We start from the raw sequence: 13,804 nt of genomic DNA on the forward strand, positions 1-13,804 counted from the left end.
TTCTCTCGGTGGGCCGGGCGGCTTTATCGAGGGCGCACCGCGATTGGCAAGGCGCCCGCGTCGCGGCCACCCTTGTGTTTGGGCCACGCGGGCGCTACCTCTGCCGCCCACCGCGCGGGTGCTGCATCACGCCGTCCGCGCTTCACCCGGGAGAGACGAGCCTTGGCCAGAGCCGGCTCAGCGACCGAGACCGCCCGCGCCGTCCTCACGGCGCCGTGGTCGCGTGCGCGTCGTGCCGGGCTTCGTCTTCCGCTTCTGCTTACCCGCCCCTGAGGGCCGTCCGGGCGCGCGCGCCTGGGCCTTCAGGGGATCGTCTGCACTCGCGACTCTCAGCCCCCCGGGGGCACCATGCCGCCCCGAGCCCAGTGCCGGGCGGCCCGCGACAGGGTAACGCCATGACATCGTCCACCAGCACCGCTCCGGCCCGCGATCGCATCGTGATCTTCGACACCACGCTGCGCGACGGCGAGCAATGCCCCGGCGCCACCATGACCTTCGACGAGAAGCTCGCGGTGGCCGAACTCCTCGACGCGATGGGCGTCGACATCATCGAGGCCGGCTTCCCGATCGCCTCCGTGGGTGATTTCGAGGCGGTGTCGGAGATCGCCCGGCGTACCAAGCGCGCCACCATCGCGGGCCTCGCCCGGGCGATCCCCGCCGACATCGCCCGGGCCGGCGAGGCCGTGCGCCACGCCAAACACGCGCGGATCCACACCTTCGTGTCGACCTCGCCGATCCACCTCGCGCACCAGATGCGCAAGAGCCAGGACGAGGTGGTCGAGATCATCCTGAAGACCGTGGCCCAGGCCCGCGACCTCGTGGAGGACGTGGAATGGTCGGCCATGGACGCGACCCGCACCCCCCTCGACTACCTGTGCCGCTGCGTCGAGGCGGCGATCAAGGCCGGCGCCACGACGATCAACCTGCCCGACACGGTGGGCTACGCCACACCCAACGAGTATCGCGACATGTTCGCCAGCGTGCGTGAGCGGGTGCCGAACGCCGATAAAGCGGTGTTCTCGGTCCATTGCCACAACGACCTGGGACTCGCCATCGCCAACTCGCTCGCCGGGATCGAGGGCGGCGCCCGCCAGGTCGAGTGCACGATCAACGGCATCGGCGAGCGGGCCGGCAACGCCGCGCTGGAAGAGATCGTCATGGCGTTGCGCACCCGCGCCGACGTGCTGCCCTACGAGACCGGCGTCGAATCGACGATGCTGACCCGCGCCTCGAAGCTCGTCAGCCACGCCACCAACTTCCCGGTGCAGTTCAACAAGGCGATCGTCGGCCGCAATGCCTTCGCGCACGAGAGCGGCATCCATCAGGACGGGATGCTCAAGAATTCCGAGACCTACGAGATCATGACCCCGGCCTCGGTCGGCCTGTCTAAGACCTCCCTGGTGATGGGCAAGCATTCGGGCCGGGCAGCCTTCCGCTCCAAGCTCGACGATCTCGGCCTGCACCTCTCCGACAACCAGTTCCAGGACGCGTTCGAGCGGTTCAAGGCGCTCGCCGACCGCAAGAAGCACGTCTACGACGAGGACATCGAGGCGCTGGTCGACGAGAACCTCGCCACGGCGCACGACCGGTTCCGGCTGGTCTCCCTCTCGGTCATCGCCGGCACCCGCGGCCCGCAGCGGGCGACGTTGCGCATCGCCGACGAGACCGGCACGCGAATCGAGGAGGCCGACGGCAACGGGCCGGTCGACGCGGTGTTCAATGCGATCACCGCACTGGTGCCGCACACGGCCGAGCTGGAGCTGTATCAGGTCCACGCCGTGACCGGCGGCACCGATGCCCAGGCCGAGGTCTCGGTGCGCCTGCGCGACGGCGAGCGCAGCGTCACCGCCCGCGGCGCCGACCCGGACACCCTGGTGGCCTCGGCCAAGGCGTATCTCTCGGCGCTGAACAAGCTCGCGGCCCACGCCGTGCGCGTGCATGCGCAGCATGCCGCGGCGGAATGAGAAAATCCGCGGCCGGGGGTGGACAGTCCCCGGCCGCGTTGGTATCAGCCCGCCACCCCGACGGACTTGGTGGCCGCCGGGGCGGATCGCGGACGCGATCGGGCGCATAGCTCAGTTGGTAGAGCAGCTGACTCTTAATCAGCGGGTCCTAGGTTCGAACCCTAGTGCGCCCACCATGACTTACAGACACGATGACCGTCGCGGATCCCGCAGATTGCTGCGGATACGTGCACCGTCGATGCCGCGGACGTGAGCGTCGGCATCGCACCTCGCTTTTTTCGGCCGGTCGGCAAGACCTGAACCCCGAGCCTCGAGGAGCCCGCCATCGTTGCCCTGCGGATCGCCGCTCTCCTCTGCTGCGCCCTGACGCTCGGCGGATGCCTGGGTCCGGCAGCGACGGCGCCGCCCGCCCTGGGTGCTCCGCCGCGGGCGGCCTCGGCCGTGGCCCTGCCGCGCAGCACCGAGCCCGGGCAGCTGCTGAGGCCCGGCCTCGGGGCGGCCGCCGGGACCGGCGTGGACCCCGCGGCCCAGCTCGATGCCTCGATGCGCGAACGGGCCGCCTGGGCACCGCTGCGCGCGGGCGCAGTCGACCGGCCGGCCCTGGTCGCGGCCCGCAAGGGGAGCCGGTCAGGTTCCGGGGACGTGGCCGGTCCGAAAGGCATGGTCAGCACGCCGCCCGCTGCCGAAGCCCGGCCCGGCTCCCAGGCCCGGAACGCGAGCGCCACCATGGATCGCCTGGAGCGCGAGGGGCAGCAGACCGCCAAGCCGATCTGCGGCGGCTGCTGACCCCGACACCGTTCGGCGCCGACGCGACGTCTCCGGGCGACGGGCCCGGCGCGCGACCCGGTCGGCTGCGGGCCCAAGACGGCGCCGCGCTCGTGTGCCGGAGCACGCCAATCCCGAACGGACGCGCTTACATCGGTGCCATGCCGCGAACACCGACGCGGACCCGATGGAGCCGACCGATGACCTTCACCACCCGCCTCACCCTCGCCGCCGCCGTCGCCGTGGCGACCTTCGCCGTCCTGGCCGGCACCTATGCCGAGATGCTCGACCGCGCCCTGCCGATGCATTTCGTCTGATCCCGCCGATGCGGATCGGATGAGCCTCATCATCCGACGCGCCGCCACCGGATGGCGGCGCGGCCGGACCTCAGGGGGATCGGACCATGAACTGGATCCTGCACAGGGTGGTCGACGGGGCGTTTCAGGTCGCCGACAGGCTCGACGGCCTGATCGCGGAAGCAATCCTCGGCTTCGGGGCTGCGGCACCGATGATCGACAATCGAGGCGACGACGCGACCCTCAGCCAGCCCGGTCCGAACGAGGCCGTGGCGCCGTGCGGAATCAGGTTGCGACCGTGACGCTGTCGACCGATGATTCCACAACGCGGAGATGACGCCCTGAAACGCCGCACAGGCGCATCGGCGGCCCGACGCGCGACACTGGCCTTCGCCCCGACCGGCGCCGAGGCGCGCGGGTCGGCTACGGTCTGGCCGGCTATCCCTACGGGCACGACCCGCACGATGCCCTCCGCCGGTTCTTACGGGCCTTCCGGCTATGATCGGTGCCCCGACGGATAGGGTTACTGCGGATATTGACCGGTCCGCGACTGCGCCTCCGTCCTGCCCCGCCCGGCATCGGCCGGGCGGGGCTTCTCAACACCTATCGTCGGCGCCGAAGCTGGGTCAGCGGCCGGTCGAGCCGGGCTTCGCGCCGGATCCGGCATCGTTCGCGCCCGTGCTGTTGGTGGTCCCGGAGCGGCTCAGCGACCCGGTCGACGGTCCGCTGCCCTTCGCCCCCGGCGTCGAGCCGGAACCGGCATCGTTCGGACCTGTGCTGTTGGCGGTCCCGGACCGGCTCATGCCGCTGCCGGTCTCGGCCGCCAGGGCGGGACTCGCGGCGGCGAGGAGGCCGGCGAGCGTGAGGGTAATGAGCTTCATGGCGTATGCTCCTCCGTTGCCGACGATCGTGCGCGGAACGCCGCCGCCGGTCCCGAGGGAAACACCGGGTCCGGGGTTGCTGTTCCTGGCCCCGGGGCCCGCGCGGCAGCCCCGCCGGACCGGATAGACGGTCAAGATCGCCCTGCGGGCTGAAGCCGCCCGCATCCGCGACACGATGTGGGCGAGGGCGCATGCCGGCCGGGGCAGACCATCGAGGCCTGTCCCGGCAGCGTCGATCGTGGCGGGTGGACGGGACCCGATCGACGCCGCGCACCCCTTACGGTGAGCTTATCGCAGGATGGGGTTCTGCCCCGTGCCTGGCCCGGCATCCGACTGCGAAGCCGCACCCGTCACCCGCCAGACCGTGCCGCCGGCATCGTCGGCGATGAGGAGGGCGCCGTGGCTGTCGACGGCGAGGCCGACCGGCCGCCCCTTCGCCTCGCGCCCGTCGGTCACGAACCCGGTGACCACGTCCCGGGCCTTGCCGGAGGGCTTGCCGTTCTCGAAGGGGATGTAGACCACTTTGTAGCCGTTCAGCGGGTTCCGGTCCCAGCTCCCGTGCTCGCCCACGAAGGCGCCGCCGTGATAGGTCTGGGGCAGGGCGGACCCCGTGTAGAAGGTCATCCCGAGCGGAGCCACGTGCGAGCTCAGGGAATAGTCGGGCATGATCGCCGCGGCGACCAAGTCGGGGCGCTGGGGCATCACCCGGGGATCGACGTGCTGACCCCAGTAGCTGTACGGCCAGCCGTAGAAGCCGCCATCCTTCACCGAGGTCATGTAGTCGGGCACGAGATCGGGCCCGAGTTCGTCGCGCTCGTTCACCACGCACCAGAGCGTCCCGGTCTGCGGCTCGAAGGTCAGGCCGTTCGGGTTGCGCAGGCCGGTGGCGTAGAGCCGGTGCGCGCCGGTCGCCCGGTCGATCTCCCAGATCGCCGCCCGGTCCTTCTCCTCGTCGATGCCGTTCTCGGTGACGTTGCTGTTCGATCCGACACCGGCATAGAGCTTGGTCCCGTCGGGACTCGCGGTCAGACTCTTGGTCCAATGATGGTTGATGTGGCCCGCCGGCAGCTCCGTGAGCTTCACGCCGGGTTGCGTGATCGTCGTCGCGCCGGTCGTGTAGGGATAGCGCATCACCGCGTCGGTATCGGCGACGTAGAGGTCGTTGCCGACCAGCGCCATCCCGAAGGGTGAGTTCTGCTTGTCGAGGAGGACGGAGCGCTGTTCCGGCACGCCGTCGCCGTCCGCGTCCCGCAACAGCGTGATGCGCTGACCGGGCGTCTCGGCGGAATGCGACTTCGCCTCCAGCCAGCCCATGATGATCTCCTTGGGCCGGTTGATCGGCGGTGTCGGGCCGCCGCTCTCCGCCACGAGGATGTCGCCGTTCGGCAGGACCAGGATCGAGCGCGGATTCTTCAGGCCGGTGGCGAGCGCCTTCACCTGGAGTCCCGCGGCGACCTGCGGCGTCTCCCCGTCCTTCCAGCCGACGGCGCTGGAGACGTGCATCGGCGGAAGCAGATACTGGTGCGGTTCGGGCAGGGGCGGGTTCGGCCCGACCTGGGTCTGCGGATCGATGGGATCCGGCCCGCAGGCGGAGAGCGGCAGCAGGAACGCGGCGGCGAGGATCTGTCGACGGCGGGTCATGCCCGGTCTCCCATTCGTACGCTGACCCCGTGGCGGTGAACCAACGACGCCCCGCTCCAACCGGTTACCAGCAGGATCAGCACCACCGCGGTCGACAGGAGCAGCCCGGTCGGCACGACGGACGTGTAGGCGTCCCGGCTGTGCACGAAGACGTTGACGATGCTGAGCCCCAGCGCCACGGCATTGCCGGCGGCGTGGAGCCAGGCGGTCCGGAATTGCCGGATGCGGCGGTCGCCGAAGAAATCGACCAGACCGGCGAGCACCGCCAGGGCCGAACCGATCAGCCCGACGCTCAGGAGCCAGGCGGAAAAATTCGCCCACTGCATGTTGGCGGTGAGCCAGTAGGCGATGTCGGTCACCCAGGTCCCGAGGAAACACACGATCGGGATCGGGACCAGCATCGCGTGGATCGGGTGTCCGGCGACCTGGGCGGTCGCGTGCGGAGGGGTCTGAACCAAGCTGGGATCCTCGTCGCACGAACCGGCCGCGCGGTGTTTGATCTACCGTCGGTCTCCGCAATTGTTCCGGAACCGACACCCGGTCCGGGGCAAGCCCGGATCACGGACGCGTGTCGAACGCGGCTGCAGCCGTTTCAGGGCCCGGCGCGCCGGCATTCGCGGCGCATGCTTGAGCACACCGAGAATCAGAGTTGCCCGTGTCACCGGGATCGGGTCGATCGCCAGCCCGGCGCCGCTCGAATGCCCCGAACGCCGCTGCGCTCCGAACCCCCGGCCTACCACGTTTCGAGGATGCCGAATCCTTGCGAACCATCAGAACGTTATTGCCGGCATCACTATTGCCCAAATGCCCAGGCATCGCCATTTCTTGTCTCTAAACCGGACAAGCGGTGGATCGCAGTCCAGGATTGAGCCAATGGCGTCCGGAACACTTGTAAAGCCGCTCGATGTCGGGGGTCCGATCAGCCGCCGCGCTGCCGCGCTGGCCAATGCGAAGTGGTTCCGCGCCCTCGCCTGGCGGACCCTGCGGGACGGTGGCCCGCAGGCCGAACTCCGGGCCGCCAATGCACGGGCCGCGGCGCGTATCATCCTCAAGCAGGCCAAGCGGGAGGCGGTGGTCGCCAGCCTGGCACGCGCGGCGCTCGAAGGCCACGTCTGAGCCGACCTCTGCCCCATGGAGCAGAGGCGGTTCGGCGTCGCCGGCAACGCGCCGTTCCCACCCGCCGCGCGGGCAGGAACGGCGCGCATCGCTCAGCGCTTGAACTTGCCGTCGTACTTGAACTCGGGGGCGGCCTTCAGCTGATCCTTGCTGGCGCCGATGATCGCCTTCCACTTCTTGGCGTCGGCGTCGTAGCCGAGCGCGATCGAGGCGGGCGAGACCGCGACGTAGTGCTCGCCCATCCCGAGGAAGCCGCCGACCGAGACGATGTAGCCGACGAGCTTCTCGTGCTCGATCGCGAGATCCTTGATCTCGCCGACGGTGTTGTTCTGCGCATCCGTCACGTTGAGGCCGATCAGGTTGTAGCTGAGGACCGCGTCCTGGGGGACCGACTCGAACTTCGGCGCGACGGTCGCGGGCGCGTCCTTGGCGGCGAGGGCAGGTCCGGTCAGGGCAGCGGCGGCGAGGGCAGCGAGGACGAGGCGGCGCATCGAGACATCTCCAGAAACCCGAAATGGATGGCTTGTAAGCCCGCAGCCGCCGCATCGTTCCGGCGCGGCACAGAAATGTTAACGCCCAACACATGGAACCTGTGCGCAACGGCGCGGCACCGTACCGACCGGGGGCCAGGACAGTTCGGTGGTCGCGCCGGCCGTCGTCCCTGGCTGGCGCGCGCCACCCGTGTCACGCCGCCGGGCCTGACCGGGAGGGTTGCGTGGCGGGACGTTCGAGTCAGACGGCATCGGCGAAGCGCGGCACCGCGGGGCCCTGGATTGACGGGCTCATCGGCGTCGCCATCTTCAGCGCCTCGCTGGTGGCCACGCGCCTCGCGCTGACCGGGATGGACGCGCTGTTCCTCAGCGCGGCCCGGGCCGCCCTGGCAGGCCTCGCCGGGGCGGCCGCGCTCGCAGCCTTCCGCGAGAAACGGCCCCGCGGCGGCGACATGCCGGCGCTCGCCATCGTGGCCGCGGGGGTGGTGGTCGGCTTCCCGCTGCTCACGGCGCTCGCCCTGCGGACGGTCGGGGCCGCCCACGGCACGGTCTTCGTCGGGCTGCTGCCGCTCGCCACCGCATTGTTCGGGGCCCTCCGCTCGGGGGAGCGGCCGTCCCGGGCCTTCTGGCTGCTGTCGCTCTGCGGCGCGCTGGTCACCGTCGGCTTCGCCGCGCGGGGGCTCGACGGACCGCCGGGGCCCGGCGACGCCCTGATGCTCGCCGCGATCCTGGTCTGCGGCCTCGGCTATGCCGAGGGTGGCGTCCTGGCCCGGCGGCTCGGCGGCTGGCAGGTGATCGCCTGGGCCACGGTCCTGTCGCTGCCTGTGAGCCTGCCGCTGGCCCTGATCCTGAGCCCGGCCGAGCCCGCGGCGATCCCGATGCCGGCCTGGGCGGGCCTCGCCTACGTGGCGCTGTTCAGCATGCTGATCGGGTTCGTGTTCTGGTACCGGGCGCTGGCCCGGGGCGGGATCGCCGCGATCGGCCAGCTCCAGCTGCTGCAGCCGTTCCTCGGCCTCGGCGTCGCCGCCCTCGTGCTGGGCGAGCGGATCGAACCCGCGATGATCGGCGCCGCCGCGGCGGTCGCGCTCTGCGTGGCGCTGGCGCGGCGGTTCGCCTGACGGGACGCCAGGCGAGCCTCAGCCCGACTTGGCCACGACCTCGATGTCCCGGTCCAGCCCGCTCTCGACCTTGAACTCGCGGGTGTAGACCTGCCCGTCATGGCGGGCGATCAGCACGTAGTCGCCCTCGGCCAGGGTCACCTGCGGGAACGCCCCGATCGCCTCGCGGATCGTGTCGCCGCCGGGCGTCAGGACGGAGAATGCCGTGCCGGCGAAGGCCTCCGCCCCGGGCGCCGCCACGAGCTTGAGGGTCACGGTGGCGGCACGGTGGTTGAGGGTCGCCTCCGTGACCTTGCCGTTCTCGACCCGGAGGTCGGCGCGCTGGATGGCGTTCGACTCCCCGTAGGTCGACACCACGTGGTAGGTGCCTTCGGGCAGCCGCAGCAATTCGCCGGCCTTGATGCCCGCGCGCACGAGCCGGCCCTCGGAATTGGTCCCCACCGGCACGAAGACCGAGAACGACAGCTCGGCGGGGGCGATCTTCTGGTCGCCGACGGCACCCGACAGCTTCAGGGCGCCGGCCGCGACGCGCAGGGTGTCGGTGATCGGCTGGCCCGCCATGACGATCCGCTTCGACGCGCTGGCGAAGCCGTAGGTCACGGTGGCGACGTAGGAACCGGACGCGAGGGTGAAGCGCGGCTCCGCCTCGGTCGAGCGTGCCACGATCGACGGCCGGGTGCCGTCGCCGCGATCCTCGTAGATCCGCCAGGCGAGGCCCTGGCGCAGCGCGACCCCGGGTCCCGACAGGAGCGCCGACAGGGACAGCGGCGCCTCCGGCTCGACGGCCGGGAGGGCGGGCGGCAGGTCCGGCGTCGTGATCGACGGGGAGGGCAGGGGACCGCCGAGGCGATTCTGAAGGGGATCCTGCGCGCGCGCGGGCGTGAGACCGGCTCCCGTCACGAGAATCGCCAACATTGTCGCGGCAAGCCTCGCGCCCATCGATCGGCCCCTCTCCCATCTGCCCCGCGGCGCACCGGACGGGGTTCCGTCGGCGGATCGCCCGCCGCCTGTGCCTCCGGACCATGGCGGCGGCAAGGCCGCCCTTCCAACGGGCACCCGCGCATGCCACATCCCGGCCGGGACGCGATACCGGGACGGAGCCCATGACCGCCACCCTCGATCTCCTGAAGACCCGCCGCTCGGTGCCGCCGCCTTTGCTGGACGAGCCCGGCCCGGACCGGGTGCAGCTCGAGACGATCCTTGCGGCGGCCTCCCGCGTGCCCGATCACGGCAAGCTGGCGCCCTGGCGCTTCCTCGTGATCGCCGGCGCGGCGCGGAACCGGGTCGGCGCACTCATCGCCGACGCCTTCGCGGCGGACAATCCGGATGCCGCCCCCGAGCGCCTGGCGCAGGAGCGGGCCCGGCTGACCCATGCCCCCCTCGTCGTCGCGGTGGTGTCGCGCGCCGCGCCGCACGTGAAGATCCCCGAATGGGAGCAGGTGCTCTCCGCGGGGGCCGCCACCATGAACCTCGTGATCGCAGCCAACGCGGCCGGCTTCGCCACCTCCTGGCTGACGGAGTGGTTCGCCTACGACCGCCGCGTCCTCGACGCGCTGGGCCTGGCCCCCTGGGAGAAGCTCGCGGGCTTCGTCCATATCGGCCAAGCCCGCGAGGTGCCCGCCGATCGCCCGCGGCCGGCGCTGGATGAGGTCGTCACCTACCTCTGAGCCCGCGCGTGCCGGGATCCTTCGCGCTCCAGCGCGGCGTGGGGTTGGCTGATCGAGGTATTCCCGCCGGAGAAGCGGGGCCACCAACGCTGCGCCTCTCCCGCCCTTCGCTGTGGGCTACCGGACTCCCGAATCTCGGCCGGGGCCTGCTCTCCTCCGCCCTGCGGGGAGGCGTTGGAGGTGGGGGTCGTGCCGGATCGAGCGTCCTGATGCCTTCTGCACCACCCCCACCCCTGACCCCTCCCCGCACGGGGGAGGGGAAAGCGTTTTCGTCTCAACGCGTTGGCGTTACGTATGGACGGGAATCCGGTAGCCGCAGCGGGCGCTTGGCGGATTTCCGCGGCAGGTCCTCGCCAGCGGCGGACGTGACGGCGCTGCCGCCGGAGAGGCGCAACCATCGTCGCCTTGCGGGATCGATCCGGCGATCGGACTCCATTGCGCAGCGTTCGATCGCGATCATGCGTTAAGGACGGTCTGCGTCGCTGCCGGCCGGTCCACGCCGGGCCGGCAGCGCTTTGGAGAGGCCGCCCGTGCATTACGATCTCGACGTCCCGCGGGAGGCGCGCGCGCTTCCGCACAACCCGCTCAAGGCGATCGTCGCGCCCCGCCCGATCGGCTGGATCAGCGCCATGAGCCGCGACGGCAAGCTCAACCTCGCGCCCTACTCGTTCTTCAATGCCGTGGCGGACAACATGGTCGCGTTCTCGTCCTCGGGCCGCAAGGACGCCATGACCTTCGCCGAGGAGGGCAAGGAATTCGTCTGCAACCTCGCCACCTGGGACCTGCGCGACGGGATGAACGATTCCTCGGCGCCGCTGCCGCGCGGGGAGAGCGAATTTGCCTTCGCCAACCTCGCCACCGCCCCGTCGCGCAAGGTGCGCCCGCCCCGGGTCGCGGCCTCGCCGGCCGCCCTCGAATGCCGGTGGCTGCAGACCGTCCCGCTGGTGCCGCTCGACGGCGGCGAGGCCGAGAACTTCCTGGTCATCGGCCAGGTGGTCTCGATCTATGTCGACGCGGCCTACGTGAAGGACGGGATGGTCGATACCGGCGCGATGCACCCGATCATGCGCGGCGGATACTTCGACTACTTTCAGGCGACGGCGGACACGCGGTTCCAGATGCGCCGGCCGAAGGGGGCGGGCGAGTTCTCGGGATCCTGAAACCGGACTTGTTCCGTCACGGGCGATTGAGAACTTGTTTACCATAGCAGGCGCAGGTTCCAGCTGTCTTCAGCCCCTGCGCGCGCCCGGATGTTCCTGTTCACCACGCCGTCCAGCCCTCCGGAGAGCCCGCCGCCCCAGGCGCGGGCGATGCCGGGGACGGCCGCCGCCGCGCCGGTGGTCCAGGCGATCCGCGACGGGGCGATGGCGAGCGGGGTCGGCTTCGACTACCTGCTCGCCACGGCCCGGCGGGAATCCGCCCTCGACCCCGCCGCCAAGGCCGGTACCTCCTCGGCGACCGGGCTGTTCCAGTTCATCGAGCAGACCTGGCTCGGCGTCATGAAGAATGCCGGGCCGAAGCTCGGCCTCCAGGCGCAGGCCGATGCCATCACCCGGCAGGCGGACGGCACCTACGCGGTGGCCGATGCGGGACAAAAGCAGGCGATCCTCGACCTGCGCCGCGATCCAAAAGTCTCGGCGACGCTCGCCGGTGCCCTGACCCAGCAGAACGCCGAGGCGCTGTCCGGAGCGCTCGGACGGGAGCCGACCCCGGGCGACCTCTACGCGGCGCATGTCCTCGGCGCCAAGGGCGCCGCCGCCCTGATCTCGACCGCGCGCGCCTTTCCCGCCCGCGCCGCCGCCCTCGACCTGCCCGAGGCGGCCGCCGCCAACCGCGCGCTGTTCTACGACCGCACGGGCCGGCCGCGGAGCGCCGCCGAACTCTACGCCAGCCTCGCGGCGGCCGCGCAGGGGGCCGCGGCTACCGATCTCACCGCCCTGCGCCAGGACGGCGCCGCGGCGCCGCAGGCGGTCTCGGCCTATGCGAGCGTCGCGACGGGCTTCGGCGGCACCAGCGACCTGCGCAGCCTGTTCCAGACCGATCAGCGCGGGGCCGTCACGGATGCCGCGGCGCGGCTCTGGCAGGAGCGCAATGCGGCGCAGCCGGCCGGCCATGCCGCGCCGACCTACTTCCCGCGCTCCGCGTCGGAGCCCCCGCCGGCCGCCTCCGTTCCGGAGCCGGTCACGACGGGCGCGCTCGCCGCACCCGCGGCGACGCCGCCCGGCAGCGCCCTCGTCAACCCGCCGCTGCCGCCGCAGCGCCCGGCGGAACTCGCCGCGGCGCGTCCCGCGACCGGCGCCAGGAACAGCCTGTTCGCACCCCGGAGCGGTCCATGATCATCCGCGAGTTCCTGGCCTGGACGCAGAACGCCTCCGCCAGCCAGCGCGCCGAGGCCACCGCGGTCCTGACGCGGGCCTATCTCTACGGCAATCTCGCCGCGGACCAGGCCTGGGAGGCCAAGACCGCGCTGCTCACCCTCCTGGACGACCCGTCGCCGCTGGTCCGCCGGGCCCTGGCCGAGGCCTGCGCGTCCTCCGCGCGCACGCCCCGCCCCCTGGTGGTCGCGCTGTCCTGCGACGTGCCCGAGGTCGCCCGGCTGGTGCTGGCGCGCTCGCCGGTGCTGACCGACGCCGACCTCGTGGACGCGGCCGCGCTCGGCGACGAGACGACGCGTGCGGTCATCGCCGCCCGCCATCACCTGTCGCACGCGGTCTCGGGGGCGCTGGCCGAGATCGGCGCGCTCGACACGCTGGTGGCGCTCGCCCGCAACCCGACGGCGAAGATCACCGCGGGCCGCATGCTGCGCATGATCGAGCGCAGCGGTGCGGAGGCGCCGCTCCGCGAAGCGCTGCTGGCCCGGGCCGACCTGCCTCCGGAGGTACGCCACGCGATCGGCCTCGCGGTGGCGCAGGCCCTGTCCGGCTTCGTCACCCACCGGGGCTGGCTCGGCGGCGAGCGCTGCGACCGGCTGCGCCGGGAGGCCGGCGAGCGCGTGGCCCTCGACGCCTGCGCGGGTTCCGGGGCGGCCGGCGTCGCCCGGCTCGTGGCGCATCTGCGCACGACCCACCAGCTCACCGCCGGCCTGATCCTCCGCGCCGTGCTGTCCGGGCGGACCGACTTCACCCTCGCGGCCCTGGCCGACCTGTCCGGCCAGGACCACGCCGGCGTCGCCCGGGCCCTGCGCGATCCCCGGAGCTTCGCCGACCTGCACCAGCGGGCCGGCCTCCCGGACGCGCTGCTGCCGGCGATGCAGGCCGCCCTCGCGGCCTGGCAGGACGTGGCCCGCCGCGGGACGCCGGTCCGCGGGGCTGGCCTGTCCCGGCGGATCATCGAATGCGCCATCGGCGCCTGCGACAGCCTGCCGGGCGCGGACATGCAGCCGGTCCTCGTTCTCCTCAACCGCTACGAGGCCGAGGCCGCCCGCGACGAGGCCCGGGAGGCCGCCCGGGCGATCGCGGCCGAGGCGGCGGCGCGCGAGACCGCGCGCCGCAACGCCCAGGTGGCGGACGCCGCCTGGCGCGCCGCCTTGGCGAGCCAGAGCCGGACCGCCTTCGCACCGCCGGCCGATGCCGCCGAGACCGGCGCCGTCGCGAAGGCCGAACCGCACAACCCCGTCGGGGCGATCCTGGACGCGCTGCCGGAGCAGATCCTGGCCTGGTACCGGACCGAGGAGCCGGCGGTGGACCCGGCGACTCAGGCCGCGACGGAGGTGGTTCTGGACAGCCTGGGCGACAGCCTGCTGGATCAGTTCCGCATCAGCCGCGGCCTCGATGCCTCCCAGGCGGATGGACGCGAGCCGGACAAGGTTGTCCGGGTCGCCGCCTGATCGAACTGCCGCCGGCGGCCCCGCCGCCGGTGCCCGCGA

14 protein-coding genes and 1 tRNA gene are annotated in these 13,804 nt (G+C 72.0%); 10 read left to right on the plus strand and 5 right to left on the minus strand.

Annotation, left to right across the window (positions count from 1 at the left end):
• The first annotated feature begins 395 nt into the window (after positions 1–395).
• From AC3IF3_RS20275 to AC3IF3_RS20290, 4 genes are all read left to right on the plus strand, one after another.
• A complete protein-coding gene (locus tag AC3IF3_RS20275; RefSeq protein WP_489230050.1) occupies positions 396–1,964 on the plus strand; it encodes a 2-isopropylmalate synthase in 1,569 nt (522 codons plus the stop codon).
• 100 nt (positions 1,965–2,064) lie between these two features.
• Positions 2,065–2,140 (plus strand) — tRNA-Lys (locus AC3IF3_RS20280).
• 265 nt (positions 2,141–2,405) lie between these two features.
• Complete coding sequence (locus AC3IF3_RS20285) at positions 2,406–2,750, plus strand: hypothetical protein (protein WP_489230051.1); 345 nt, start codon at positions 2,406–2,408, stop codon at positions 2,748–2,750.
• A gap of 382 nt (positions 2,751–3,132) precedes the next feature.
• Positions 3,133–3,327, plus strand: a complete 195-nt coding sequence (locus AC3IF3_RS20290) for a hypothetical protein (RefSeq protein WP_489230052.1) — start codon at positions 3,133–3,135, stop codon at positions 3,325–3,327.
• 324 nt (positions 3,328–3,651) lie between these two features.
• Here the strand turns inward: AC3IF3_RS20290 and AC3IF3_RS20295 are convergent, their stop codons facing one another.
• From AC3IF3_RS20295 to AC3IF3_RS20305, 3 genes are all read right to left on the minus strand, one after another.
• Entirely contained in the window at positions 3,652–3,906 is a 255-nt protein-coding gene (locus AC3IF3_RS20295; protein ID WP_243967617.1) for a hypothetical protein, read from the minus strand.
• 288 nt (positions 3,907–4,194) lie between these two features.
• Positions 4,195–5,547, minus strand: a complete 1,353-nt coding sequence (locus AC3IF3_RS20300) for a PQQ-dependent sugar dehydrogenase (protein ID WP_489230053.1) — start codon at positions 5,545–5,547, stop codon at positions 4,195–4,197.
• Positions 5,544–5,948, minus strand: a complete 405-nt coding sequence (locus tag AC3IF3_RS20305) for a DUF2231 domain-containing protein (RefSeq protein WP_489231347.1) — start codon at positions 5,946–5,948, stop codon at positions 5,544–5,546. Before AC3IF3_RS20305 ends, AC3IF3_RS20300 begins: the two co-directional genes overlap by 4 nt.
• A 472-nt stretch (positions 5,949–6,420) precedes the next feature.
• Here AC3IF3_RS20305 and AC3IF3_RS20310 point away from each other — a divergent pair, with 472 nt between their 5' ends.
• Positions 6,421–6,663 carry a hypothetical protein gene (locus AC3IF3_RS20310; RefSeq protein ID WP_243967614.1) on the plus strand — a complete coding sequence of 81 codons (243 nt, stop codon included), beginning with the start codon at positions 6,421–6,423 and terminating at the stop codon, positions 6,661–6,663.
• A 92-nt stretch (positions 6,664–6,755) separates the two neighbouring features.
• On the opposite strand, the gene AC3IF3_RS20315 is transcribed toward AC3IF3_RS20310, so the two are convergent.
• On the minus strand, positions 6,756–7,154 hold the full coding sequence (locus AC3IF3_RS20315) for a PRC-barrel domain-containing protein (RefSeq protein ID WP_243967613.1): 399 nt from the start codon (positions 7,152–7,154) through the stop codon (positions 6,756–6,758).
• Between the two features lie 224 nt (positions 7,155–7,378).
• Between AC3IF3_RS20315 and AC3IF3_RS20320 the strand changes: the two genes are divergently transcribed.
• A complete protein-coding gene (locus tag AC3IF3_RS20320; protein WP_489230054.1) occupies positions 7,379–8,272 on the plus strand; it encodes a DMT family transporter in 894 nt (297 codons plus the stop codon).
• Between the two features lie 18 nt (positions 8,273–8,290).
• Here the strand turns inward: AC3IF3_RS20320 and AC3IF3_RS20325 are convergent, their stop codons facing one another.
• Positions 8,291–9,211 carry a hypothetical protein gene (locus tag AC3IF3_RS20325; protein WP_489230055.1) on the minus strand — a complete coding sequence of 307 codons (921 nt, stop codon included), beginning with the start codon at positions 9,209–9,211 and terminating at the stop codon, positions 8,291–8,293.
• 164 nt (positions 9,212–9,375) lie between these two features.
• Between AC3IF3_RS20325 and AC3IF3_RS20330 the strand changes: the two genes are divergently transcribed.
• From AC3IF3_RS20330 to AC3IF3_RS20345, 4 genes are all read left to right on the plus strand, one after another.
• Entirely contained in the window at positions 9,376–9,939 is a 564-nt protein-coding gene (locus AC3IF3_RS20330) for a nitroreductase family protein (protein WP_489230056.1), read from the plus strand.
• Positions 9,940–10,469: 530 nt separating this feature from the next.
• A complete protein-coding gene (locus AC3IF3_RS20335) occupies positions 10,470–11,099 on the plus strand; it encodes a flavin reductase family protein (RefSeq protein ID WP_489230057.1) in 630 nt (209 codons plus the stop codon).
• Between the two features lie 90 nt (positions 11,100–11,189).
• On the plus strand, positions 11,190–12,275 hold the full coding sequence (locus tag AC3IF3_RS20340) for a lytic transglycosylase domain-containing protein (RefSeq protein WP_489230058.1): 1,086 nt from the start codon (positions 11,190–11,192) through the stop codon (positions 12,273–12,275).
• A complete protein-coding gene (locus AC3IF3_RS20345) occupies positions 12,272–13,765 on the plus strand; it encodes a DUF2336 domain-containing protein (protein WP_489230059.1) in 1,494 nt (497 codons plus the stop codon). Before AC3IF3_RS20340 ends, AC3IF3_RS20345 begins: the two co-directional genes overlap by 4 nt.
• Positions 13,766–13,804: the final 39 nt, after the last annotated feature.

Source organism: Methylobacterium sp. J-118 (assembly GCF_057836565.1).

Excerpts from the sequence above, each read along its gene's own strand:
- AC3IF3_RS20310 (WP_243967614.1), top strand. The coding sequence starts at position 6,421 with ATGGCGTCCGGAACACTTGTAAAGCCGCTCGATGTCGGGGGTCCGATC.
- AC3IF3_RS20330 (WP_489230056.1), top strand. The coding sequence starts at position 9,376 with ATGACCGCCACCCTCGATCTCCTGAAGACCCGCCGCTCGGTGCCGCCG.
- AC3IF3_RS20275 (WP_489230050.1), top strand. The coding sequence starts at position 396 with ATGACATCGTCCACCAGCACCGCTCCGGCCCGCGATCGCATCGTGATC.
- AC3IF3_RS20290 (WP_489230052.1), top strand. The coding sequence starts at position 3,133 with ATGAACTGGATCCTGCACAGGGTGGTCGACGGGGCGTTTCAGGTCGCC.
- AC3IF3_RS20300 (WP_489230053.1), bottom strand. The coding sequence starts at position 5,547 with ATGACCCGCCGTCGACAGATCCTCGCCGCCGCGTTCCTGCTGCCGCTC.
- AC3IF3_RS20295 (WP_243967617.1), bottom strand. The coding sequence starts at position 3,906 with ATGAAGCTCATTACCCTCACGCTCGCCGGCCTCCTCGCCGCCGCGAGT.
- AC3IF3_RS20325 (WP_489230055.1), bottom strand. The coding sequence starts at position 9,211 with ATGGGCGCGAGGCTTGCCGCGACAATGTTGGCGATTCTCGTGACGGGA.
- AC3IF3_RS20305 (WP_489231347.1), bottom strand. The coding sequence starts at position 5,948 with ATGCTGGTCCCGATCCCGATCGTGTGTTTCCTCGGGACCTGGGTGACC.
- AC3IF3_RS20340 (WP_489230058.1), top strand. The coding sequence starts at position 11,190 with ATGTTCCTGTTCACCACGCCGTCCAGCCCTCCGGAGAGCCCGCCGCCC.
- AC3IF3_RS20315 (WP_243967613.1), bottom strand. The coding sequence starts at position 7,154 with ATGCGCCGCCTCGTCCTCGCTGCCCTCGCCGCCGCTGCCCTGACCGGA.
- AC3IF3_RS20345 (WP_489230059.1), top strand. The coding sequence starts at position 12,272 with ATGATCATCCGCGAGTTCCTGGCCTGGACGCAGAACGCCTCCGCCAGC.